The sequence below is a fragment of the Streptomyces sp. NPDC001668 genome (assembly GCF_042893155.1).
Taxonomy (GTDB): domain Bacteria; phylum Actinomycetota; class Actinomycetes; order Streptomycetales; family Streptomycetaceae; genus Streptomyces.
In genome coordinates this window covers 414,621-435,635 of record NZ_JBIAUQ010000007.1, presented here as the reverse complement: position 1 = coordinate 435,635, position 21,015 = coordinate 414,621, and the positions used below count along the sequence as shown (strand labels likewise).

21 protein-coding genes and 2 pseudogenes are annotated in these 21,015 nt (G+C 69.9%); 19 read left to right on the top strand and 4 right to left on the bottom strand.

Annotated features, from left to right (window positions below; genetic code table 11):
* Positions 1-12: 12 nt before the first annotated feature.
* Together ACFYZ8_RS23860 and ACFYZ8_RS23855 are read left to right on the top strand one after the other, a co-directional pair.
* On the top strand, positions 13-411 hold the full coding sequence (locus ACFYZ8_RS23860) for an OB-fold nucleic acid binding domain-containing protein (protein ID WP_359037186.1): 399 nt from the start codon (positions 13-15) through the stop codon (positions 409-411).
* 3 nt (positions 412-414) lie between these two features.
* Entirely contained in the window at positions 415-1,164 is a 750-nt protein-coding gene (locus tag ACFYZ8_RS23855; RefSeq protein WP_388537302.1) for a DUF3159 domain-containing protein, read from the top strand.
* A gap of 149 nt (positions 1,165-1,313) precedes the next feature.
* On the opposite strand, the gene ACFYZ8_RS23850 is transcribed toward ACFYZ8_RS23855, so the two are convergent.
* Both ACFYZ8_RS23850 and ACFYZ8_RS23845 read right to left on the bottom strand, forming a co-directional pair.
* On the bottom strand, positions 1,314-1,988 hold the full coding sequence (locus ACFYZ8_RS23850; protein WP_037710885.1) for a TrkA family potassium uptake protein: 675 nt from the start codon (positions 1,986-1,988) through the stop codon (positions 1,314-1,316).
* Positions 1,988-2,659 carry a TrkA family potassium uptake protein gene (locus ACFYZ8_RS23845; protein ID WP_359037182.1) on the bottom strand — a complete coding sequence of 224 codons (672 nt, stop codon included), beginning with the start codon at positions 2,657-2,659 and terminating at the stop codon, positions 1,988-1,990. Before ACFYZ8_RS23845 ends, ACFYZ8_RS23850 begins: the two co-directional genes overlap by 1 nt.
* A 380-nt stretch (positions 2,660-3,039) precedes the next feature.
* On the opposite strand from ACFYZ8_RS23845, the gene ACFYZ8_RS23840 reads away from it, so the two are divergent.
* Together ACFYZ8_RS23840 and ACFYZ8_RS23835 are read left to right on the top strand one after the other, a co-directional pair.
* Positions 3,040-5,088, top strand: coding sequence for an APC family permease (locus ACFYZ8_RS23840; protein WP_359037180.1), 2,049 nt, complete (start codon positions 3,040-3,042; stop codon positions 5,086-5,088).
* Between the two features lie 70 nt (positions 5,089-5,158).
* Complete coding sequence (locus ACFYZ8_RS23835; protein ID WP_388537299.1) at positions 5,159-6,487, top strand: class I SAM-dependent RNA methyltransferase; 1,329 nt, start codon at positions 5,159-5,161, stop codon at positions 6,485-6,487.
* A 402-nt stretch (positions 6,488-6,889) separates the two neighbouring features.
* Here the strand turns inward: ACFYZ8_RS23835 and ACFYZ8_RS23830 are convergent, their stop codons facing one another.
* On the bottom strand, positions 6,890-7,498 hold the full coding sequence (locus ACFYZ8_RS23830; protein WP_359037176.1) for a TetR/AcrR family transcriptional regulator: 609 nt from the start codon (positions 7,496-7,498) through the stop codon (positions 6,890-6,892).
* A gap of 89 nt (positions 7,499-7,587) precedes the next feature.
* Here ACFYZ8_RS23830 and ACFYZ8_RS23825 point away from each other — a divergent pair, with 89 nt between their 5' ends.
* The 6 genes and pseudogenes from ACFYZ8_RS23825 to ACFYZ8_RS23800 form a co-directional block, all read left to right on the top strand.
* A complete protein-coding gene (locus tag ACFYZ8_RS23825) occupies positions 7,588-8,307 on the top strand; it encodes an SDR family NAD(P)-dependent oxidoreductase (protein WP_388537297.1) in 720 nt (239 codons plus the stop codon).
* Positions 8,308-8,357: 50 nt separating this feature from the next.
* Positions 8,358-8,807 carry a hypothetical protein gene (locus ACFYZ8_RS23820; protein WP_359037172.1) on the top strand — a complete coding sequence of 150 codons (450 nt, stop codon included), beginning with the start codon at positions 8,358-8,360 and terminating at the stop codon, positions 8,805-8,807.
* Between the two features lie 191 nt (positions 8,808-8,998).
* Positions 8,999-9,199 (top strand): Lrp/AsnC ligand binding domain-containing protein, encoded by a 201-nt coding sequence (locus tag ACFYZ8_RS23815; protein ID WP_388537295.1) that lies wholly within the window; start codon positions 8,999-9,001, stop codon positions 9,197-9,199.
* 311 nt (positions 9,200-9,510) lie between these two features.
* Positions 9,511-9,918, top strand: coding sequence for an ANTAR domain-containing protein (locus ACFYZ8_RS23810; RefSeq protein ID WP_388537293.1), 408 nt, complete (start codon positions 9,511-9,513; stop codon positions 9,916-9,918).
* A 407-nt stretch (positions 9,919-10,325) separates the two neighbouring features.
* Positions 10,326-10,553, top strand: a pseudogene (locus ACFYZ8_RS23805) (SDR family NAD(P)-dependent oxidoreductase); the annotation flags it as partial.
* 167 nt (positions 10,554-10,720) lie between these two features.
* Positions 10,721-10,798, top strand: a pseudogene (locus ACFYZ8_RS23800) (amino acid ABC transporter ATP-binding protein); the annotation flags it as partial.
* A gap of 145 nt (positions 10,799-10,943) precedes the next feature.
* Here ACFYZ8_RS23800 and ACFYZ8_RS23795 read toward each other — a convergent pair.
* Positions 10,944-11,825 carry a helix-turn-helix domain-containing protein gene (locus ACFYZ8_RS23795; protein ID WP_359037164.1) on the bottom strand — a complete coding sequence of 294 codons (882 nt, stop codon included), beginning with the start codon at positions 11,823-11,825 and terminating at the stop codon, positions 10,944-10,946.
* 173 nt (positions 11,826-11,998) lie between these two features.
* Between ACFYZ8_RS23795 and ACFYZ8_RS23790 the strand changes: the two genes are divergently transcribed.
* The 9 genes from ACFYZ8_RS23790 to ACFYZ8_RS23750 all read left to right on the top strand — a co-directional run bounded on the left by ACFYZ8_RS23790 (position 11,999) and on the right by ACFYZ8_RS23750 (position 20,922).
* On the top strand, positions 11,999-13,015 hold the full coding sequence (locus ACFYZ8_RS23790; RefSeq protein ID WP_359037162.1) for a zinc-dependent alcohol dehydrogenase family protein: 1,017 nt from the start codon (positions 11,999-12,001) through the stop codon (positions 13,013-13,015).
* Positions 13,016-13,102: 87 nt separating this feature from the next.
* A complete protein-coding gene (locus tag ACFYZ8_RS23785; protein WP_388537290.1) occupies positions 13,103-13,768 on the top strand; it encodes an SDR family NAD(P)-dependent oxidoreductase in 666 nt (221 codons plus the stop codon).
* Between the two features lie 17 nt (positions 13,769-13,785).
* A complete protein-coding gene (locus ACFYZ8_RS23780) occupies positions 13,786-14,349 on the top strand; it encodes a cyclophilin-like fold protein (protein WP_359037157.1) in 564 nt (187 codons plus the stop codon).
* Between the two features lie 176 nt (positions 14,350-14,525).
* Positions 14,526-15,785, top strand: a complete 1,260-nt coding sequence (locus ACFYZ8_RS23775; protein WP_359037155.1) for an MFS transporter — start codon at positions 14,526-14,528, stop codon at positions 15,783-15,785.
* 143 nt (positions 15,786-15,928) lie between these two features.
* Positions 15,929-16,411, top strand: coding sequence for an SDR family NAD(P)-dependent oxidoreductase (locus tag ACFYZ8_RS23770; protein ID WP_388537288.1), 483 nt, complete (start codon positions 15,929-15,931; stop codon positions 16,409-16,411).
* An 8-nt stretch (positions 16,412-16,419) separates the two neighbouring features.
* The gene (locus ACFYZ8_RS23765) at positions 16,420-16,833 is read left to right on the top strand and encodes a cupin domain-containing protein (protein WP_388537374.1); all 414 of its coding nucleotides are present in this window, start codon (positions 16,420-16,422) and stop codon (positions 16,831-16,833) included.
* 253 nt (positions 16,834-17,086) lie between these two features.
* Entirely contained in the window at positions 17,087-17,737 is a 651-nt protein-coding gene (locus ACFYZ8_RS23760) for a (2Fe-2S)-binding protein (protein ID WP_388537286.1), read from the top strand.
* Between the two features lie 12 nt (positions 17,738-17,749).
* Positions 17,750-18,730: an FAD binding domain-containing protein gene (locus ACFYZ8_RS23755; protein ID WP_388537284.1), complete on the top strand. Its 981-nt coding sequence runs from the start codon at positions 17,750-17,752 to the stop codon at positions 18,728-18,730.
* Complete coding sequence (locus ACFYZ8_RS23750) at positions 18,727-20,922, top strand: xanthine dehydrogenase family protein molybdopterin-binding subunit (protein WP_388537282.1); 2,196 nt, start codon at positions 18,727-18,729, stop codon at positions 20,920-20,922. The genes ACFYZ8_RS23755 and ACFYZ8_RS23750 overlap by 4 nt, the downstream gene beginning before the upstream one ends.
* The last annotated feature ends 93 nt before the right edge of the window (positions 20,923-21,015 follow it).

Sequence of the window (21,015 nt, the reverse complement as noted above, 5' to 3'; positions counted from 1 at the left end):
ACGCTTTCGGATATGAGTGCTGTTCCTCGTTCCGAGAAGCCGGTGGGCCGGTTCCGGCGCATGCTCGGCCGGCTCTCCTCGTCGCAGGAGGACCTGGAGTCCGAGGAGCTGCGGGAGGACACCGCGACCGCCGGCTGCACGCGGATCGGCGACTGTCACGACCGCCAGATCGTGACCGTTACTGGTACCTTGCGCACGGTCACCCTGCGGCCGCGTGCGGGCGTCCCGGCCCTGGAGGCCGAGCTGTTCGACGGCTCCGCCGCCCTGGACGTGGTGTGGCTCGGCAGACGCTCCATCGTCGGGATAGAGCCGGGGCGCAAGCTGATCGCGTCGGGCCGGATCTCGCTGAGCCGGGGCCGCCGGGTGCTGTTCAATCCGAAATACGAACTCCGACCCGTGGGACGGGAGTAGCCGGTGACGTCTCTCGACAAGCCGACCGAAGACACTCAGGCCGACGACGCACGGGCGGTGACCGAGGCCGCCCTCTTCGAGGCCTTCGGTGGCGTCCGGGGCATGGTCGAGACGGTTCTGCCGGGCCTGCTCTTCGTCACGATCTTCACGATCAACAAAAACCTGCACCTGTCGGCGATCGCCGCGCTCGCGGTGTCCCTGCTGCTGGTCGTGGTCCGTCTGGTCATGCGGGACACCGTCAAGCACGCCTTCAGCGGTGTCTTCGGCGTCGCCTTCGGTGTCGTCTTCGCGATGATGACGGGCAACGCCAAGAACTTCTATCTGCCAGGCATGCTGTACACGCTGGGCCTGGGCCTGGCGTACGTCATCACCACGCTCGCCGGCGTGCCGCTGATGGGGCTCATCCTCGGCCCGGTCTTCAAGGAGAACCTCTCCTGGCGGACCCGCAACCCCGGCCGCAAGAAGGCGTACGCCAAGGCCAGTTACGCCTGGGGCGGCATCCTGCTCGCCAAGTGCGCGATCCTCTTCCCGCTGTACTTCTGGGCCGACCCGGCACAGTTGGGCTGGGTCCTGGTCGCTCTGAAGATCCCGCCGTTCCTGCTGGCCGTGTGGCTGACCTGGGTCTTCCTCGCGAAGGCGCCGACGCCGATCGACGTGTTCGCGGAGATGGAGGCCGAGGAGAAGGCCGAGGAGGAGCGCGAGCGCGCGGCCCGCGAGGAAACGGCCGGGGGTCGTCACCGCCGGGAGGCCTAGCCGTTCCGGAGTCGGCGCGGACGTCGCCAGGGGCTGCCGCCCCCGGATCCCCGCTTCGGCCCTGAAGGGGCCTCGTCCTCAAACGCCGGACGGGCTGAGTTGGAAAGGGCGCCCTGAGATTCTCAGGGCGCCCTCCGTCGTCGTACCGACTAGGAAGCTTCTTCCTTGCGGACCGACAGCAGGTCCTCCAGCTGCTCCTCGCGGGCCTGGGCGGCCACGAAGAGGAGTTCGTCGCCGGCCTCCAGCGAGTCCTCCTGGGACGGGGTGAGGACGCGGGTGCCGCGGATGATGGTGACCAGGGAGGTGTCCTCGGGCCACTCCACGTCGCCCACCGTCGTGCCCGCCAGGGCCGACTCCTCCGGCAGGGTCAGCTCGACCAGGTTCGCGTCGCCGTGGCTGAAGCGGAGCAGACGGACCAGGTCGCCGACGCTCACCGCCTCCTCGACCAGGGCGGACATCAGGCGCGGGGTGGAGACGGCGACGTCCACGCCCCAGGACTCGTTGAACAGCCACTCGTTCTTCGGGTTGTTCACCCGGGCGACGACCCGCGGGACGCCGTACTCCGTCTTCGCCAGCAGGGAGACGACCAGGTTGACCTTGTCGTCGCCGGTCGCGGCGATCACGACGTTGCAGCGCTGGAGCGCGGCCTCGTCCAGGGAGGTGATCTCGCAGGCGTCGGCGAGCAGCCACTCCGCCTGCGGGACGCGCTCGACCGAGATGGCGGTCGGCGCCTTGTCGATGAGAAGGACCTCGTGGCCGTTCTCCAGCAGTTCGCCCGCGATCGAGCGGCCGACCGCGCCGGCACCGGCAATGGCGACCCTCATCAGTGACCGCCCTCCTCTTCGGGGCCCTCGGCGAAGGACGCCTCGACCTTCTCGATGTCGTCCGTACGCATCATCACGTGGACCAGGTCGCCCTCCTGGAGCACGGTCTGCGAGGTGGGCAGGATCGCCTCGCCGAGGCGGGTCAGGAACGCCACGCGGACGCCCGTCTCCTCCTGCATCCTGCTGATCTTGTGGCCCACCCAGGCGGTCGAGGCGTGCACCTCGGCCAGCTGGACGCCGCCGGTGGGATCGCGCCACAGCGGCTCGGCGCCCGAGGGCAGCAGCCGGCGCAGCATCTGGTCCGCGGTCCAGCGGACCGTGGCCACCGTCGGGATGCCCAGGCGCTGGTAGACCTCGGCGCGCCGGGGGTCGTAGATCCGGGCCGCGACGTTCTCGATGCCGAACATCTCGCGGGCCACCCGGGCGGCGATGATGTTGGAGTTGTCGCCGCTGGAGACCGCGGCGAAGGCGCCGGCCTCCTCGATGCCCGCCTCACGCAGGGTGTCCTGGTCGAAGCCGACTCCGGTGACTCGACGACCGCCGAAACCGGAGCCCAGTCGTCGGAAGGCGGTGGGGTCCTGGTCGATCACGGCGACCGTGTGCCCCTGTTGCTCCAGGGTCTGGGCGAGAGCGGAACCCACTCTCCCGCAGCCCATGATGACGATGTGCACGACCGTCCTTCCGGTGTCAATAAGTACTGCTCAGCCACATCAGGGTCTCAGACCGACGCCCAAGCTACACACGCGCGGTAGGACGACGGCACCCCTGTGCACGGTTGCCCCGACTTCGTGCCGTTCAACGGCGGCTGATGCTGCGGACGCTGGCGAGCGTGAGGATTCCGAGGCCGACGAGGGCGGCAGCGGCGCCGATCAGCTCTGCGGGCGTGTGCATGGGACCTCCGGGAGCAGTAGGGGCGGGGTCTTGTCATATAGGCATGCCGATCCGGCCACCTGTGAAATCCGCAGCCGGGGCGGTCGCCGATTTCACCCGGAGAGCAGATGCGGGGTGCCGGGTGGTTGTTCGCCCGTTCGAACGCTTACGCTTCTCTGTTGTGTCCAAACTGACCGACGTGCCCAAACGGATCCTGATCGGGCGCGCACTGCGCAGTGACCGGCTGGGGGAAACGCTCCTGCCGAAGCGCATCGCCCTACCCGTTTTCGCCTCCGACCCGCTGTCGTCCGTGGCGTACGCGCCGGGCGAGGTGCTGCTGGTCCTGTCCATCGCGGGTGTGTCGGCGTACCACTTCAGCCCCTGGATCGCCGTCGCGGTCGTCGTGCTGATGTTCACGGTGGTCGCCTCCTACCGGCAGAACGTGCACGCGTATCCGAGCGGTGGCGGCGACTACGAGGTGGCCAACACCAACCTCGGCCCCAAGGCCGGCCTCACGGTCGCCAGCGCGCTGCTCGTCGACTACGTCCTCACGGTCGCCGTCTCCATCGCCTCCGGCATCGAGAACCTCGGCTCCGCGATCCCGTTCGTCGTCGAGCACAAGGTGTTCTGCGCGATCGCCGTGATCATCCTGCTCACGCTGATGAACCTGCGGGGCATGAAGGAGTCCGGCTCGCTGTTCGCGATCCCGACGTACGTCTTCGTCACGGGCGTCTTCATCATGATCGCGTGGGGTGCGTTCCGCGGCCTGGTGCTCGGCGACACCATGCGGGCACCGACGGCGGACTACCACATCAAGGCCGAGCACCAGGGTCTGGCCGGATTCGCCCTTGTCTTCCTGTTGCTGCGCGCCTTCTCCTCCGGCTGCGCCGCGCTCACCGGCGTCGAGGCCATCTCCAACGGCGTGCCGGCCTTCCGCAAGCCCAAGTCGAAGAACGCGGCGACCACGCTCGCGATGATGGGCCTGCTCGCCGTCACCATGTTCTGCGGGATCATCGCCCTGGCCATGGACACCAAGGTCCGCATGGCCGAGAACCCGGCCGTCGACCTGATCCACAACGGCGTCCCCCTCGGCTCCGACTACGTCCAGAACCCGGTGATCTCCCAGGTCGCCGAGGCCGTCTTCGGCAAGGGCAGCTTCCTGTTCGTCGTGCTGGCCGCGGCCACCGCGCTGGTGCTGTTCCTCGCCGCCAACACCGCCTACAACGGCTTCCCGCTGCTCGGCTCGATCCTCGCGCAGGACCGTTACCTCCCGCGCCAGCTGCACACCCGCGGCGACCGCCTCGCCTTCTCCAACGGCATCGTGCTGCTGGCCGGCGCGGCCGGACTCCTGGTGTGGATCTACGGCGCCGACTCGACCCGGCTGATCCAGCTCTACATCGTCGGCGTGTTCGTGTCCTTCACGCTCAGCCAGACCGGCATGGTCCGGCACTGGAACCGCCACCTGGCCACCGAGAAGGACGCCGCCAAGCGCAGCCACATGATCCGCTCCCGCGCGATCAACGCCTTCGGCGCCTTCTTCACCGGGCTCGTCCTGGTCGTCGTCCTCGTCACCAAGTTCACCCACGGCGCCTGGGTGGCCCTGCTCGGCATGTGCATCTTCTACGCGACGATGACGGCGATCCGTAAGCACTACGACCGGGTCGCCGAGGAGCTCGCCGCCCCCGAGGGCCCGAGCGACGACACCCTGCGGCCGTCCCGCGTCCACTCCGTCGTCCTGATCTCCAAGATCCACCGCCCGGCGCTGCGGGCGCTGGCGTACGCCAAGCTGATGCGCTCGGACTCGCTGGAGGCCCTGAGCGTCAACGTGGACCCGGCCGAGACCAAGGCACTGCGCGCCGAGTGGGAGCGGCGCGGGATCGACGTACCGCTGAAGGTCCTGGACTCGCCGTACCGCGAGATCACGCGGCCGATCATCGAGTACGTGAAGGGGCTCAGGAAGGAGTCGCCGCGCGACGCGGTGGCCGTGATCATCCCCGAGTACGTGGTCGGCCACTGGTACGAGCACCTGCTGCACAACCAGAGCGCGCTCCGGCTCAAGGGCCGGCTGCTGTTCACGCCGGGCGTCATGGTCACCTCCGTGCCGTACCAGCTCCAGTCCTCGGAGGCGGCGAAGAACCGCGCTCGCAGGCGGCAGGAGTGGAGCGCGCCGGGTGCGGTGCGGCGCGGGCCGGCCGAGCAGCGGGCGAAGGAGCCGTCGGCGCCGAAGTAGACTGGTCGGCTGTTGTCCTGGCGGGGTTGTCGTCCCGCCTCTTCCCTTGACGTTGTGGAGTCACCCCGCCATGCAGGCAGAACCGAAGAAATCGCTGGTCGGGGAGGAATACGAGGTCGAGGTCGGCCCCGTCGCCCACGGCGGGCACTGCATCGCCCGCACGGCCGACGGCCAGGTGCTGTTCGTCCGGCACACGCTGCCCGGTGAGCGGGTCGTGGCCCGGGTCACCGAGGGCGAGGAGGGCGCGCGGTTCCTGCGGGCCGACGCGGTCTCGGTGCTCGAAGCGTCCAAGGACCGGATCGAGGCGCCTTGCCCCTACGCCGGCCCCGGCCGCTGCGGCGGCTGCGACTGGCAGCACGCCAAGCCCGGCGCGCAGCGGCGCCTCAAGGGCGAGGTCGTCGCCGAGCAGCTGAAGCGGCTCGCCGGTCTCACCCCGGAGGAGGCCGGCTGGGACGGCACGGTGATGCCGGCCGAGGGCGACAAGCTGCCCGCCGGGGAGGTGCCCGCCTGGCGTACCCGCGTGCAGTACGCGGTGGACGCCGACGGCAACGCCGGTCTGCGCCGCCACCGTTCGCACGAGGTCGAGCCCATCGAGCACTGCATGATCGCGGCGCCGGGCGTCAGCGAGCTGGGCATCGAGGAGCGCGACTGGTCCGGGATGGCCTCGGTCGAGGCGATCGCGGCGACCGGCTCCCAGGACCGCATGGTCATCCTGGAGCCCCGCCCCGGTGCCCGCCTGCCCCTCGTCGAACTCGACAAGCCCGTGTCCGTGATGCGCGTCGAGGAGAAGGACGGTGGCATCCACCGCGTCCACGGCCGCGCCTTCGTGCGCGAGCGGGCCGACGGCCGCACCCACCGGGTCGGCAGCGGCGGCTTCTGGCAGGTCCACCCGCAGGCGGCCGACACCCTGGTGAAGGCGGTCATGCAGGGCCTGCTCCCGCGCAAGGGCGACATGGCGCTCGACCTGTACTGCGGTGTCGGCCTGTTCGCGGGCGCACTGGCCGACCGCCTCGGCGACCAGGGCGCGGTCCTCGGCATCGAGTCCGGCAAGCGCGCGGTCGAGGACGCCCGGCACAACCTCGCCGCCTTCGACCGGGTCCGCATCGAACAGGGCAAGGTCGAGAGCGTCCTGCCGCGCACCGGCATCACCGAGGTCGACCTGATCGTCCTCGACCCGCCGCGGGCGGGGGCGGGACGGAAGACGGTCGAGCACCTGTCGTCGCTGGGGGCTCGGCGGATCGCGTACGTCGCCTGCGATCCCGCTGCGCTGGCTCGGGATCTGGGGTACTTCCGGGAGGGGGGGTATCGGGTGCGGACGCTTCGGGTGTTCGATCTGTTTCCGATGACGCATCATGTGGAGTGCGTGGCGATCCTTGAGCCGGTAGCGAAGGGCTTCTGACCTGCGGTTTTGTGCGTGCGTGTTATGTGCGGTGCGGGCGTTACGGGCGATGTCCTGACGCTGAAATGACGCTCGTGACGCTCATTGGACGCTCGTTCTGATGGAGCGTCAGGCGGCTTTCGGGCACGCCGGACCCTAGCCGTGTGACGACTGCCGGTGGGGGCGAGGGCGCCACGCCCGGCGTCCCCCTTCGCCCGCCGGACGACTCCGGGGCCGGTGTCGGAGTCAGGACGGCGCGGGCGTGCTGCGGGTGGGCAGCGGAAGAACGGTGCCGCCGCTGCGCAGGGAGTCGTTTCGAGGGCCGGCTGGCGGACGGCCTCCTCCTCGTACGGGTTCCGGCGGGTTGACTTCTTCCCGCCTGTCTGCCGCGTCGACATCAGGTCCGGGCCGGCCGCCGGCTGACTACGGCTTTGGCCAGCTGCCCAGCGCGAGGTCCGCGACTTGCAGCAGCTCGGGGCGGGAACTGCCACTCGCGGCCTGGACCGCAATCCCGTTGGCGACTGTTCTCAGGTAGAGCGCGAGAAGACGGGGATCTGCGGAAGGCGGAAGGTCACCGGCGTCCACCGCCTGTTGAAACCGGCGCGTCAGGTGGGCTATCCCATCCTCACGCCATGCGATGAGCGCGTCTCGGACTGGGCGGCTGTCATCCCCGGTAGCCAACGCACCCTGCACGCCAAGACAGCCCGTGGGGAATCCCGGCATGGTTGCCGCCTCGACCGTCCCGTGGAGCACGGCAGTAGCCACTGCTGCACTTGTGGGCTCTGCTACGGCTCGGGCGAAGTAGGCGGTCAAGCCCTCGGTGTAGCGCTCCAGTGCCTTGTAGAAGAGGTCTTCCTTGCTGCCGAACGCCCTGTACAGGCTGGGGCGGCTGATGCCCATCGCCTCGGTGAGGTCGTCAAGGCTGGCACCCTCGAAACCCTTTGACCAGAACACCAGGACTGCACGATCGAGTGCCTCGTCGATGTCGAATGCGCGAGGTCTGCCCGGAGGGACCGGTGTCGTCGAGGTCATTTCTTCATCCTACTCCTTCGGTACCGATCGGTACGGGTTGTGCTAACGTGTTTCGTACCAATCGGTACGCTGAACAGAGAGGTGACATCGTGTCACAGACCGTACTCATCACTGGCGGAACCTCAGGCATCGGCTTGAGCCTCGCGCAATCATTCGTCGAGCTCGGGGCGTCTGTCGTCGTCTGCGGACGTTCGCAGGCTGCGCTCGACCGATTCACGCAGGCACACCCGCAGGCGCTGGCCGTGCGGGCCGATGTGACGGACGCAGCTGACCGCGCAGCGTTGCTGCAAGCAGTCGCTGATCGCTTCGGGCGTCTGGACGTGCTGGTCAACAACGCCGGTACGTTCGAGGAACGAGACTATGCAGCCGGCAAGAACCCCAATGCGACCCTCGACGACGAGGTGGCGCTGAACCTCACCGCCCCCATCCACTTGACGGGTGAAGTGCTCGAGCGGTGGCCAGAGCCCGATGCGATCGTCTTCATCACCTCGGGGTTCGCTCTGGTCTCGCCCACTCGCGCGCCTACCCACGGCGCGGTGAAGGCCGGCCTGCACGGCTTTGCGGACGGCCTGCGCCGTCAACTCGCCCCGAAGGGCACCCATGTCCTCGAGGTCCTCCCACCGTCCACGGACACGCCCATGAACGCCGAAGCCACGGGGAAGAAACTGACTCCCGCGCAGGTGGCCGCGGTCACGATGAAGGCTCTTCGACGGAGGCGGAACATGGCGTTCCCCGGTCAGACGAAAGTCATGCCCGCCATGCTGCGCATCGCGCCGGGCTTCCTGCGACGCACCGTCGCTGAGCTCTGAACCCCATGAAACACAACTGGCCGGCCCGTTCCGGATTGAAAGGGTTCTCCATGTCCAGATTCCCCCTCCACCTGGTTCCTTCCCGCAGGGCGCTGACGACCGGGCGTTTCATCGTCGCGGCCACCCACTTGTTCACCCCGCGGCTGGCCGCGCGGGTTTTCCAGCTCACGGCCAGCGGTACCCCCGCGATCCCTTATGCGCGGATGTTCGCGATCCGCAATGCTGCTCTCGGGCTCGGACTGCAACGGATGGACAGTCTCACCCGGCCTCAGCAGCAGCAGTTTCTTGCGGTGAACATCGTCATGGACTCGGTCGATGCCGCCGCTTTCCTGGCTGCGGGCCTGCGGCGCGACGTCAGCCGTACCTCGACCATGCTGTCCGCCGCCGTGGCTCTTTCCGCGGTGGTAGCCGGTACCACGGCCCTCATCGAGCACAAGCAAGCGACTGCCCAAGAAACGGAGCCGACAGCGACGGCGCCATCGAACAGCGACGGGAAGTAATCGCACCGGCGTGGCACCGCAGCTGATCCACCGCACCGCCTCCATTGGCTGGACGACGGTGCGGTGAGGGCGAGGACGGGGTTGCCGGGGGCGGAGACGACGAAGCCGGAGCTGGAGCCGCCAGTGGCGCCGGCGAGGGCGGTGGAGACGGCGGCCACGACCGCGAGTCCCCCGGACACGGCATCAGCGCGATGTTCTGGCTCAGCGTCGCCCCCTCCGCACTCGATGCCGCCGGACGGAAGCTGGCGGAACACCACGAGGTCCGCTTCGTCGGCGCCACCACTGGCCAGGCCAACCTCATCGCCACCGTCGCCGGCCCGAGCATGAGCGCCGTGGAAACCGCCCTGACCCTGCGGCATGTCAAGCAACTCACCTACGAGCAGAGCCGCTGACCGCTGACCGCTGACCGCCGAACCGCCACCAGGCGAACGAGATCGCACATCGCCCTTGCGTACGGACGACCTGCTTGCCCAGGAGTCACTCTCATGAGCAGGCGCGTCACCGCCGAAGCTCGGGCCCAGCACTGACGGTCAGCAGTCTCCCCGCGAGATCACCATCCGGCCTTCGAGCCCCTCCCACCGCTGGACCCAACCGGTCGGTGTCATCACCCGGATGGTGTCCTCCCCCTCGCGCAGGAAGGACACCACCAGGCAAACAGGGTGCACACAACCGGCGTTCCGGGGTAGAAGTCGGACTGTCGTCCTTGCAGTTCCGCTCCGGCATCAGCGACCCGAGCGGAGAACCCGCGGTCTGGGATGTGATCACGATGGACAAACCGCTGAACGGCACACCCGTGCGGACCACAGTGCCAACGGTCCCGGGACGAGAAGGCCTCCTGACCAAGATCAGCGATCTGCAGGACGAGATCGGCCAGCTGCAGGAGGCCATCGTCTCCCACGCCGTCATCGACCAAGCGATCGGCGTGGTCATCACCCTCGGCACCCTGCGTCCCGACCAGGGCTTCGAAGTCCTCCGCGAGGTCTCACAGCACACCAACATCAAACTGCGGCAGATCTCCGAACAGCTCGTGGACTGGGTCCACAGCGAACAACTGCCCGAAGAGATCCGCACCGCTCTGGACCGAGCGATCACTGCCGCGCGGACCAACTGAAGGCACAACTCTGCCGTCCGCTGTCTCAGCCGGACGGCAGGGCGGGCGGACGAATTGAACGCTGGCTCACTGCCGAACCGGCACGCGACGCGGCCTCCGCCCACCGTGTCCCCGAGCGCATCCAGCCGAAACGCACCACGCCCAGGGCCCCCGCCACCGCTTGTCGAGCGGAGGTCAGAAACAGGCACCTGTCATCGACCCGACGGGACTCATGCCCGTAATGCCGTGCAGCGAGGTCCACAACCGCAGCCACGGTGCCGACCGTCGTCCGGGCCGGGCAGGAAACCTTCCGGTGGTCAGGTGTACCGGGTCGGGGGTCTCCTGCCAGCCGCTCGCTGTGCCTGGTCTGGAGGCGCTGACCGGCTGTGGCGCCTTCTACGGCTCAGCCGGGGACCGCCGATCCATGGATGAACCTTCCTCTCCCGCCCCTGTGCGGGCGCCCCTATGGTCGAGGCTGCGGGCGCTCACCGGCCCGCCGTACCGAAGGAGCAAGCCCCCCCATGAAGATGACCGGCAATACGATCCTGATCACCGGCGGAACCTCGGGCATCGGCCTCGGCCTGGCCCTGCGCCTGCACGAGACCGGCAACAAGGTGGTCGTCGCCGGCCGGCGCAAGGAACTCCTCGACGAGATCACGGCCGAGCACCCGGGCATCGACGGGCTCGTACTCGACGTCGCGGACCCCGAATCGATTCCCCCTGACGTCCTGGGACGGGAGACGGATCAAGGCTCGGCACGGGTGAGGGGCTCGGTGAAGGCCATCGGCCGAACGCCTCCGCCGACGTCGTGGAAGCGGCTTTCATCGGACCCTCCCGGTCCGGGAAGTCCCCTCTGTGCCGCACCATCAACCGCCTGGAGACGATCGACACGGGTTCGATCGCCACACCTCCGCCACACACCCGGAAGCGCACCACGACGACCTCGCCGCGGGCGATCGTCAGGTCGATGTCCTGGAGTACCGAGCACCGAGGCGTTGTAGAGGACCAGGCCGGTGACGACGGCGTACAGGGGCCGCTTGCCCGGGTCAGGTGAGTGGTGCCGACGCGGGCAGGTGCTGGTCGGCGGCCCAGGAGGCGAGGATGCGCAGCCGTTCGTGGGTGGGGGAGCCGGGGGCGGCGGTCCAGACGGTCAGGTGCTGGTCGGGATCGGTGTTGGCGGTGAGGGTGTCCCAGTCCAGGACGAGTTCGCCGACGACCGGGTGATCGAGGGTCTTCGTGCCCACGGTGCGTGCGGCGACGTGGTGTTCGCCCCACCAGCGGGCGAACTGCTTGTCGCGCATGGACAGTTCACCGACCAGCTCGATCAGGCGCGGGTCTTCGGGATACTTCGCGGCCTCCATGCGCAGTTGGGCGACGGCGATGTGCGCGGAGCTCTCCCAGTCGGCGTACAGGGTGCGCATGGCCGGATCAGTGAAGATGATCCGGGGGTAGTTGCGGTGTTTTTCGGGGACGCGGGAGAAGTCGGTGACCAGGGCGGCGGCCAGTGCGTTCCAGGCGAGGATGTCGCCGCGCCGGCCCTGCACGACGGCCGGAGTGGCGGTGAGGTCGTCCAGGACCCGCTGCAGTTGCGGCTGGACCTTCTGCCGGCCGCGGCGCCTCGTGCGGGTGGTGGTCTTGCCGGCGAGCTGGAAGAGGTAGCCGCGTTCGTCGTCGTCCAGATGGAGTACACGGGCGAGGACGTCCAGCACGGGCGCGGACGCCTGCATGCGGCCCTGTTCGAGGCGGGTGTAGTAGTCGGTGCTGATGCTGGCGAGCTGGGCGACTTCCTCGCGGCGCAGGCCGTCGACCCGGCGGGGCCTGTCGGTCTCGGGCAGCCCTACCGTGCGCGGGCTCAGCTCCGAGCGGCGCTTCTTGAGGAACTCTCCCAGTTCATTGAGGGGAACGTTGCTGGTCATGCTGCCCAGCATGACACCGGTCGCACCTGGCGAAGGGGGGAGAATTTCCTCCCAGGATGTTTCCCTCCCGGGACAGATCTCTCCGCTTTTCGTGCCTGCCCCCGCGTGTGAGGCTCGATGCCGAGCAGCCGTCCCGGATCCCCGGCTGCGGTTCCAGACCCTCGTACTGAAGGAAGCACCCCATCATGCGCGGAGCAGTCATTCACGCCCCCGGCGACGTGCGCTTCGAGACCCTGGACGACCCGGAGATCACCCGGCCCACCGACGCGATCATCCGTACGGTCGCCACCTGCGTGTGCGGCTCGGACCTGTGGCCCTACCGCGGCGCGGAGCCGGTGGACGAACCCCATCCGATGGGCCACGAGTACGTCGGCATCGTCGTGGAGGCGGGCAGCGAGGTCACCCACGTCAAGCCGGGCCAGTTCGTGGTCGGCTCGTTCGCCACCTCGGACAATACCTGCGTGAACTGCCGTAACGGCTGGCAGTCCAACTGCCTGCACCGCGAGTTCATGACCACCTGCCAGGCCGACTACGTCCGTATCCCCAACGCCCACGGCACCCTCGTCGCCACCGACGAGCAGCCCGACGCCGAGGCGGTGCCCAGCCTGCTCGCCGTCTCTGATGTGATGGGCACCGGCTGGTACGCCGCCCTCGCCGCGGAAGTACAGCCGGGCTCGACGGCCGTCGTCGTCGGCGACGGAGCGGTCGGGCTGTGCGGCGTCATCGCCGCCAAGGAGCTCGGCGCCGAGCGGATCATCGCCATGAGTCGGCACGAGTCCCGGCAAAGGCTTGCCCTGGAGTTCGGTGCCACCGACATCGTCAGTGAGCGCGGCGACGAAGGCATCGCCCGCGTCAAGGACCTCACCGGCGGCGTCGGCGCCGACTCGGTGCTGGAGTGCGTCGGCACCTCCGAGGCCATGCGGCAGGCCCTGCACTGCGCCCGGCCCGGCGGCAACGTCGGCTTTGTCGGCGTCCCGCACGACGTCGCGATCGACGGCCAGGAACTGTTCTTCTCCCACGTCGGCCTGCGCGGCGGCCCCGCCCCCGTCCGCCGCTACCTGCCCGACCTGATCGACCGCGTCCTGACCGGCCGGATCAACCCCGGCAAGGTCTTCGACCTCACCCTGCCCCTGGACCAGGTCGCCGAGGGCTACCGGGCCATGGACGAGCGCCGCGCCATCAAGGCCCTCCTCAAGCCCTGACCACACACGCCTTCACACCAGGGGCCGCACCCAGGCGGTGCGGCATCGGGCCGAAACCCTCCCCGCCCGCTCACCCAAGGACTGACCATGACGACCTTCGCCCTCGTCGGCGCCGGCCCCGGCCTCGGGCTTGCCACCGCCCGCCGCTTCGGAGCCGCCGGTCACACCGTCGCCCTGATCTCCCGCGACGCGGAGAAGCTGGACGGCCTGACCGCCGAACTCGCCCGTGACAACATCCAGGCTCGCGGCTTCCCCGCCGACGTCCTCGACGTCGAGTCGCTGACCGCGGCCCTGTACGCGGCCGCGGCGGCCCTGGGGCCCGTCGAGATCCTCCAGTACAGCCCGGTGCCGCGCGCCGACTTCATGAAGCCGGTCCTCGACACGAGCGCCGACGACCTCGACGCCCCGCTCGCCTTCTCCGTCAAGGGCCCCAGCGCCGCGGTGAACACCGTCCTGCACGGCATGCGTCAACTCGGCCGCGGCACAGTGCTGTTCGTCAACGGTTCCAGCGCCGTACGACCGAACCCGAAGGTGGCCGGCACCTCGATCGCCTTCGCCGCGGAGAGCGCCTACGCCCACATGCTCCACTACGCGCTCGCCCCAGAGAACATCTACGCCGCTCAGCTGATCATCCCGGGTGCCATCCGCCCCGACGCCGAGCACAGCAGCCCCGAGGCCCTGGCCCAGCGCCTGTACGACATCCACCGGCAGTGGGACGGCTTCCGCCACTACTCCGAGCCCCTGCCCGACTGATCCCAGGGACGACACCCATGAACGCGGCCGCCCTCCGTGCCCTCGCTCGCGCCGCCACGGCCGCCGCTGTCCTGCTCACCGTGACGGCCTGCACCGACACCTCGCCCGCCTCCCCTCGTGCGGCATCCCCCGCGCGGCAGCAGACACCGACGGCCGAGGCAAGCACCGCACCCCCCGACCGGAACACCGCACCCCCCGACAGGAACACCGCACCGTCCGACAGGAACACCGCCATGGACATCCGGGTCACCCTCGACGGCCACTCCGTCGACGCCACCTTGAACGACAGCCCTGCCGCCCGCGACTTCGTCGAGTTGCTCCCGCTCACCCTGGACCTGGAGGACTTCCACCAGACGGAGCGGATCGCCGACCTGCCGCGCAGGCTGACCACCTCCGGCGCTCCCGAACCGGCCGCGCCCAAGCCCGGCGACCTGACCTACTACGCGCCCTGGGGCAACCTGGCCCTCTTCTACCGCGACGGCGACTCCGCCAACGCCGACCTGCTCATCCTCGGCCACATCGACGCCGACACCGACCGCCTCGCCGGGGCCGACCGCATCACCATCGAAGCCGCGCCCTGATCCGCCCTACCGCACCGCTCGCCTCACGCGGACGCTCACCCGAGAAGGGGGGAGAAGATCCTCCCCTTTCACTCTCTTTCGCTCCATGGAACGGTGAAGGACGTGGCCGCGCCGTCCCCTTCGCCGGGACGGCCCCGCCACCACCACCGACTTCTGCTCAAGGAGAGAACACACCTATGCCTTCCGCGTCCGGGACCACCCCCGGCAAGCTTCCCTTCGTCGTCTGGGTGCTCGCCGCCGGCACGTTCCTGATGGGGACCACCGAGTTCGTCGTCGCCGGTCTGCTGCCGGAGCTGGCCGCCGACCTCGGAGTCAGCGTTTCCCACGCCGGCCTGCTGATCACCGCCTTCGCCCTCGGCATGATCATCGGGGCGCCGACCATGGCCCTGGCGACCCTGCGCCTGCCTCAGCGCCAGACGCTGATCCTCGCCCTGTCCGTGTTCTGCCTCGGACACCTCGTCGCCGCCTTCAGCACGTCCTTCACGATCGTCCTCGCCGCCCGCGTCGTCACCGCTCTGGCCACCGGAGCGTTCTGGTCCGTCGGCTTCGTCGTCGCCACCACCGCCGCGGGGCCGCACAACGCCACCCGTGCCACGGGCGTCATGATCGGCGGCCTGACCCTGGCCAACGTCGTCGGCGTGCCGATCGGCTCCTTCGCCGGCCAGTTCACCGGCTGGCGCGGCCCCTTCTGGGCCCTGGCCGCTCTCTCCGGGCTTGCCGCCGTGTTCATCGGCCGCTTCATCCCGGCCCAGGAGCAGCGCGCCGAGGTGTCCCTCCGGGCCGAGGTCCGGGCCCTGCGGCAGGGCCGGCTGTGGCTGGCGCTCGGCGCCGCGATGCTGATCATGGGCGGTGTCCTGGCGACGTACACCTATGTCACGCCGCTGCTGACCGACCGCGCGGGCATCCCCGCGGGCGCCGTCCCGCTCGTCCTCATCGCCTTCGGCGTCGGCGCCCTGGGCGGCACCACCACCGGAGGCCGCCTGGGCGACCGACGCCCGATGGTCACCACCATCACGGCCGCCACGGCCACCGCCCTGGTCCTGCTCCTGATGATCCCGCTGTCCACCAACCCGGTGACGGTCACCGCTCTCGTCTTCCTCATGGGCCTGACCGGCTTCACGGTCAACCCGGTCGTCACCGCCCTCGCCATGCGCTTCGCGGGCGACGCTCCCACCCTCACCTCGGCGCTGACCACCTCCGCCTTCAACGTCGGCGTCGCCGCCGGATCGGCGATCGCCGGTGCGGCCCTGGACTCCTCCCTCGGACTGACCGGCCCGCCCCTGGTGGGCACCGCCATCGCGGCCCTCACCCTCCTCCCGCTGACAGCCCTCGCCGTCACCGGCACCCCGCGCAGGACGCGGATCGTCGCCCAGCGCACCGCGCCCACCCACGCGCGACGCGACGACCCCGCGCAGGCGCCGTCACAGCACTACTGACGCAAGCGAGGGGACTCCGAGGAAGCGGGCGGCGCCGGATTCCTCTGATGATCCGTCAGAGGCACGCCGTGCCGCCGACGTTCATCGAGCGGCCCCCTCCTGCTCGCCCCGCCCCGCCTCAACGCTCGAAGGGGCAACCCGGCATGAACCCCAGCTACGACTTCACCGGACGGGTCGCCCTCGTCACCGGAGCAGGCGCCGGCATGGGCCTGGCGACCGCCCGCGCGTTCGCCGCCTCCGGAGCCGCCGTCGCCCTCACCGACATCGACGAAGCGGCCCTGAACGCGGCCGCGAAGGAACTCGCGGACGCCGGCCACCAAGCCCTCGCCCTCACCTGCGACGTCAGCGACGAGGACCAGGTCGCCGCCGCGGTCGACCGCACCGTGGAGACCTTCGGCCGCCTCGACATGGCGTACAACAACGCCGGCATCCAGATCCCGCCCGGCGACGCCGCCGACGAACCCGCCGAGAGGTTCGACCGCGTCAACGCCGTCTGCCCCGGAACCATCGACACACCCATGGTCAGCTGTGCGGCCCGGGGGCGGGTTTCGTCGTCGGCGTCGCCCTCCCCGTGGACGGCGGCCACGTCGCCCGCTAGCAACAGCCCACGCACGAAAGGGACGTGAGAGACAGCATGGAATTCATCAAGCAGCAGCCCAGCAGCAAGGCCCCGGCGGACTGGTTCACCGGCGACGTGTGGTGGGACGTCATCGTGGCCGGCCAGGCCCCGTCCAGGATGCGCGCCAACCTGGTCCGCTTCTCCCCGGCCGCCCGCACCAACTGGCACTCCCACGCCGTGGGCCAGACCCTGCACGTCGTCTCCGGCATCGCCCTGATCGGCACCCGCGACGGCACGATCCTCGAAGCCCACCCTGGCGAGACCGTCGCCTGCCCGCCGAACGAGGAGCACTGGCACGGCGCCGCCCCCGACCGGTTCATGGAGCACATCGCCATGTGGGAGGGCACAGACGACGGCACCCCCGAGACCACCTGGGCCGAGCCGGTCACCGACCGGCAGTACAACGGCTCCCGCACCCGCAACCGGTAGCCCCGGCCCCTCGATCACGCAGGCCGGCCCGACTCAGGACGTGCCCCCGATGACGTCGGCCATTCGCTCCTGACGGAGCGTAAAGGGGGAGGAAAGTCTCCCTGCCACGAGCGTTGCCGGTGGTGCAAGACTCCTCATGGCCGGTCGCCGCTGCCAGGGCGCACGGTTGCCCCGTTCCCCGCGGTGACGACGTTCCAGTCTCCCGTCCCCCTGTCGAGTACGGCCGATCCGTCCGCGAGATGAAGGCGTACGTATGTCCACTGAACTCCCCGAGTCCGCCGTTCCGCCCCCCAACGGAGCCGGCGAGCCCTCCCCGGCGCCCACGCGGCGCACCTTCATCGCCACCAGCACGGCGGTCGGTGGTGCGGTCGTCGCGGGCGGCGTGATCGGAGGATCATTCCTCGCGGCCCCGGAGGAGGTGGCCGCCGCTGAGGCGCCGCCCTCCAGCCGCGTGTCCCTGACGGTCAACGGCACCCGCCGGACCGTGACGGTCGACAACCGCACGTCCCTGCTGGACCTGTTGCGCGAGCACCTCGGCCTCACCGGCTCCAAGAAGGGCTGCAACGCCGGGGCCTGCGGCGCGTGCACCGTGCTGGTCGACGGCCGACGGGTCAACTCCTGTCTGACACTGGCGGTGCGTATGGAGGGCGCGGAGGTCACCACGGTCGAGGGCCTGGCCGACGGCGATCAACTCCACCCGCTGCAGCAGGCGTTCATCGACCAGGACGCCTTCCAGTGCGGCTACTGCACCCCCGGCCAGATCGTCTCCGGTGTCGGCTGCATCCAGGAGGGCCACACCGGATCGCCGGAGGAGATCCGCGAGTGGATGAGCGGCAACATCTGCCGCTGCGGCTGCTACGTCAAGATCGTGCGCGCGGTCGAGCAGACCGCCGCCCGGAAGTAAGGAGCGGCCGTCATGCATCCCTTCGCCTACACCCGCGTGTCCGACACGCGGGAAGCCCTCAACGCCGGTCGCAGCGGCGGGCGTTACATCGCCGGCGGCACCACGTTGGTCGACCTGATGCGGGAGACCGTCGAGCGCCCCGAGACGTTGGTCGACATCAGCGGTCTGCCGCTGGACGAGATCACCGTCACCGAGCGCGGCGGGCTGCGTATCGGTGCGCTGGTGACCATGTCCGAGGCCGCCGCCCACCGCAAGGTGCGCACCCTGTTCCCGGTCATCTCCGAGGCGTTGGAGCTGAGCGCGTCGGCCCAGCTGAGGAACATGGCCTCCGTCGGCGGCAACATCATGCAGCGCACCCGGTGTACCTACTTCCGTGATGTGACCGCCGACTGCAACAAGCGCGAGCCCGGTTCCGGCTGCGCGGCGCTGGAGGGCGTCAACCGTACGCACGCCATTCTGGGCACCTCCGACGCCTGCGTGGCCACCCACCCCTCCGACGTCGCCGTGGCGTTCGCGGCGCTTGAGGCGCAGGTGCGCCTGCTGGGGCCGGACGGGGAGCGCCAGGTCCCCTTCGCCGACTTCCTGTTGCGGCCGGGCAGCACCCCGAACCGTGAACAGGCCCTCGGGAAGGGCGAGTTGATTACGGCGGTGGAGATCCCCCCAGTGCCGCGCCCGCTGAAGTCGGGCTACCTGAAGGTGCGGGACCGGCAGTCCTACGAGTTCGCCCTGACCTCGGCGGCCGTCGCGCTGCACATCAAGGGCGGGGTGATCCACGTGGCGAAGGTCGCCGCCGGGGGAGTGGGCACGGTGCCGTGGAAGCTGCCGGCCGTCGAGCGGCACCTCGTCGGCGAGCGCCCCTCGGACGCGTTGTGGACGGCCGCTGCCGCCAAGGCGGCGGAAGGTGCCCGTCCCCTGCAACACAACCGGTTCAAGGTCGAGTTGCTCAAGCGGACCGTCGAACGCCAGCTGCGCATCGTAGGAGGTACCAAGTGAGCCCCCAGCCGCAGGCAGCCGTGGGTGCGCCGCTGTCCCGGGTGGACGGCCGGCTGAAGGTCACGGGCAAGGCGCGGTACGCCGCCGAGTTCGATGTCGACGGGGTGGTGCACGCCGTCATCGTGGACGCGAGCATCGGCCGCGGGCGTATCACCGGCATCGACACGGACGCCGCCGAGGCCCACCCGGGCGTGCTGCGGGTGATCCACCACGGCAACGCACCGAAGCTGCCGTACCGCGACAACGCCGGGTCGAACAACCCGCCGGGCCGGCGGCAGCGGGTCTTCCAGGACGACCGCGTCCGCTTCCACGGCCAGCCGGTCGCCGTCGTGGTCGCCACCACCCTCGAGGCCGCACAGCACGGCGCGAGCCTGGTCAAGGTCGAGTACGACGCCGAACAGCTCTCGACCGACCTGCACGACGCGGAGCGGGACAAGCCGACCAACTACGCGCGCGGCGATGCGGAAGCGGGCCTGAGCGACGCTCCCGTACGGCTCGACCTGACCTACGAGCTGGCGCGCAATCACCACAATCCGATGGAACCGCACGCCACCATCGCCCGCTGGGACGGCGACAAGCTGACCGTGTGGGACAAGACGCAGTGGGTGATGGGCACGCACGACGAGCTCGCGGCCGTGTTCGACCTGCCCGCGGAGTCGGTGCGCGTCATCAACCCGTTCGTCGGCGGCGGCTTCGGCAGCGGGCTGCGCTGCTGGCCGCACAGCGTCGTCGCCGCCCTGGCCGCGCGGGAGACGAAACGCCCGGTCAAGCTGGTGCTGAGCCGCAAGCAGATGTACTTCGGCACCGGCTTCAGGCCGTCGTACGAGTACCGGCTGCGCCTCGGCAGTGACCGGCGCGGCCGGCTGACCGCCGCGATCCACGACATCGACGCCGAGACCTCCTCGTACGAGACGTTCACCGAGGCCGTCATGGGTGCCGGTCAGATGCTCTACAGCATGCCGAACGTCAGCCAGGCGTACCGGACGGTCCCCCTGGATGTGAACACCCCGATCTGGATGCGCGGTCCCGGCTTCGCCTCGGCGTCGTTCGTGATCGAGTCGGCCATGGACGAACTCGCGCACCAGCTCGGCATCGACCCGATCGAGCTGCGCCGGCGCAACGAACCGAACGAGGACGAGTCGAACAGCCTGCCGTTCTCCACCCGTCGGCTGCGCGAGTGCTACACCGTCGGCGCCCGCGAGTTCGGCTGGCAGCGCCGCTCCGCCCGGCCACGGTCGAGGCGCGAGGGCGACTGGCTGATCGGCCTGGGCATGGCCGCCGGCGTCTACGACCCCGGGCGTTACCCCGGACAGGCCCGGGCCCGCCTCGATGCCGACGGCACCGCTGTGGTCGAGGCGGCCACCAGTGACATGGGGCCGGGCACCTACACCGCCCAGACCCAGGTGGCCGCCGACGCCCTGGGGCTGACCATGCGCACGGTCACCTTCCGGCTCGGCGACTCCCGCTACCCGCCGACCTCGCCGCACGGCGGCTCGTCGACCATGGCCAGCGTCGGCACCGCCGTCCACGACGCCTGCACCCAGGTGCGGCAGCAGGCGATCAAGCTGGCCGTCGAGGACCGCGAATCACCGCTGTACGGGGTGGCGGCGGACGACGTGGTCGTACGCGGCGGCCGACTGCACATGAAGGGCAACCCGGCCCGCGGCGAGACGTACCGGACGCTACTGGCCCGCAACAACCGCACCCACCTCGAAGCGAACGGCTCCTACACCGGGCCACCCAGTCCCGCGCGGCACTCCTACCACGCCTACAACGCCACCTTCGCCGAGGTCGCCGTCGACGCGACCCTGGGCCTCGTACGGGTCAGGCGCATGCTCGGCGTGTACGACGCCGGCCGCATCATCAGCCCCAAGCTCGCCGACAGCCAGGCGATCGGCGGCATCGTGGGCGGTATCGGCACCGCCCTGCTGGAACACACGGCCACCGATCACCGCGACGGCCGGATCGTCAACGCGAACCTGGCCGACTATCTCGTGCCGGTGAACGCCGATGTTCCCGAGGTCAAGGCGATCTACCTGGACGGCGAGGACAACGACGGCAACGCGCTCGGCGTCAAGGGGCTCGGCGAGGTCGTCCAGGTGGGGGTGGCGGCCGCGATCGGCAACGCGGTCTTCAACGCCACCGGCCGCCGCATCCGCGAACTGCCCATCACCGCCGAGGCGTTGCTCTGACCCGTACGCTTCGGCCCGGCGAAGTGCACACCACTCGTCCGGCAGCCTGCCCCCGTCCGGCTGCCGGACTTCCGAGGGCCGCCGCCGCGTGAC

What these genes read in the sequence shown, in the direction of transcription:
- ACFYZ8_RS23860 (WP_359037186.1), top strand. Translation starts at nt 13, where the DNA reads ATGAGTGCTGTTCCTCGTTCCGAGAAGCCGGTGGGCCGGTTCCGGCGC.
- ACFYZ8_RS23850 (WP_037710885.1), bottom strand. Translation starts at nt 1,988, where the DNA reads ATGAGGGTCGCCATTGCCGGTGCCGGCGCGGTCGGCCGCTCGATCGCG.
- ACFYZ8_RS23835 (WP_388537299.1), top strand. Translation starts at nt 5,159, where the DNA reads ATGCAGGCAGAACCGAAGAAATCGCTGGTCGGGGAGGAATACGAGGTC.
- ACFYZ8_RS23830 (WP_359037176.1), bottom strand. Translation starts at nt 7,498, where the DNA reads ATGACCTCGACGACACCGGTCCCTCCGGGCAGACCTCGCGCATTCGAC.
- ACFYZ8_RS23820 (WP_359037172.1), top strand. Translation starts at nt 8,358, where the DNA reads ATGTCCAGATTCCCCCTCCACCTGGTTCCTTCCCGCAGGGCGCTGACG.
- ACFYZ8_RS23815 (WP_388537295.1), top strand. Translation starts at nt 8,999, where the DNA reads ATGTTCTGGCTCAGCGTCGCCCCCTCCGCACTCGATGCCGCCGGACGG.
- ACFYZ8_RS23795 (WP_359037164.1), bottom strand. Translation starts at nt 11,825, where the DNA reads ATGCTGGGCAGCATGACCAGCAACGTTCCCCTCAATGAACTGGGAGAG.
- ACFYZ8_RS23790 (WP_359037162.1), top strand. Translation starts at nt 11,999, where the DNA reads ATGCGCGGAGCAGTCATTCACGCCCCCGGCGACGTGCGCTTCGAGACC.
- ACFYZ8_RS23785 (WP_388537290.1), top strand. Translation starts at nt 13,103, where the DNA reads ATGACGACCTTCGCCCTCGTCGGCGCCGGCCCCGGCCTCGGGCTTGCC.
- ACFYZ8_RS23780 (WP_359037157.1), top strand. Translation starts at nt 13,786, where the DNA reads ATGAACGCGGCCGCCCTCCGTGCCCTCGCTCGCGCCGCCACGGCCGCC.
- ACFYZ8_RS23775 (WP_359037155.1), top strand. Translation starts at nt 14,526, where the DNA reads ATGCCTTCCGCGTCCGGGACCACCCCCGGCAAGCTTCCCTTCGTCGTC.
- ACFYZ8_RS23770 (WP_388537288.1), top strand. Translation starts at nt 15,929, where the DNA reads ATGAACCCCAGCTACGACTTCACCGGACGGGTCGCCCTCGTCACCGGA.
- ACFYZ8_RS23765 (WP_388537374.1), top strand. Translation starts at nt 16,420, where the DNA reads ATGGAATTCATCAAGCAGCAGCCCAGCAGCAAGGCCCCGGCGGACTGG.
- ACFYZ8_RS23760 (WP_388537286.1), top strand. Translation starts at nt 17,087, where the DNA reads ATGTCCACTGAACTCCCCGAGTCCGCCGTTCCGCCCCCCAACGGAGCC.
- ACFYZ8_RS23755 (WP_388537284.1), top strand. Translation starts at nt 17,750, where the DNA reads ATGCATCCCTTCGCCTACACCCGCGTGTCCGACACGCGGGAAGCCCTC.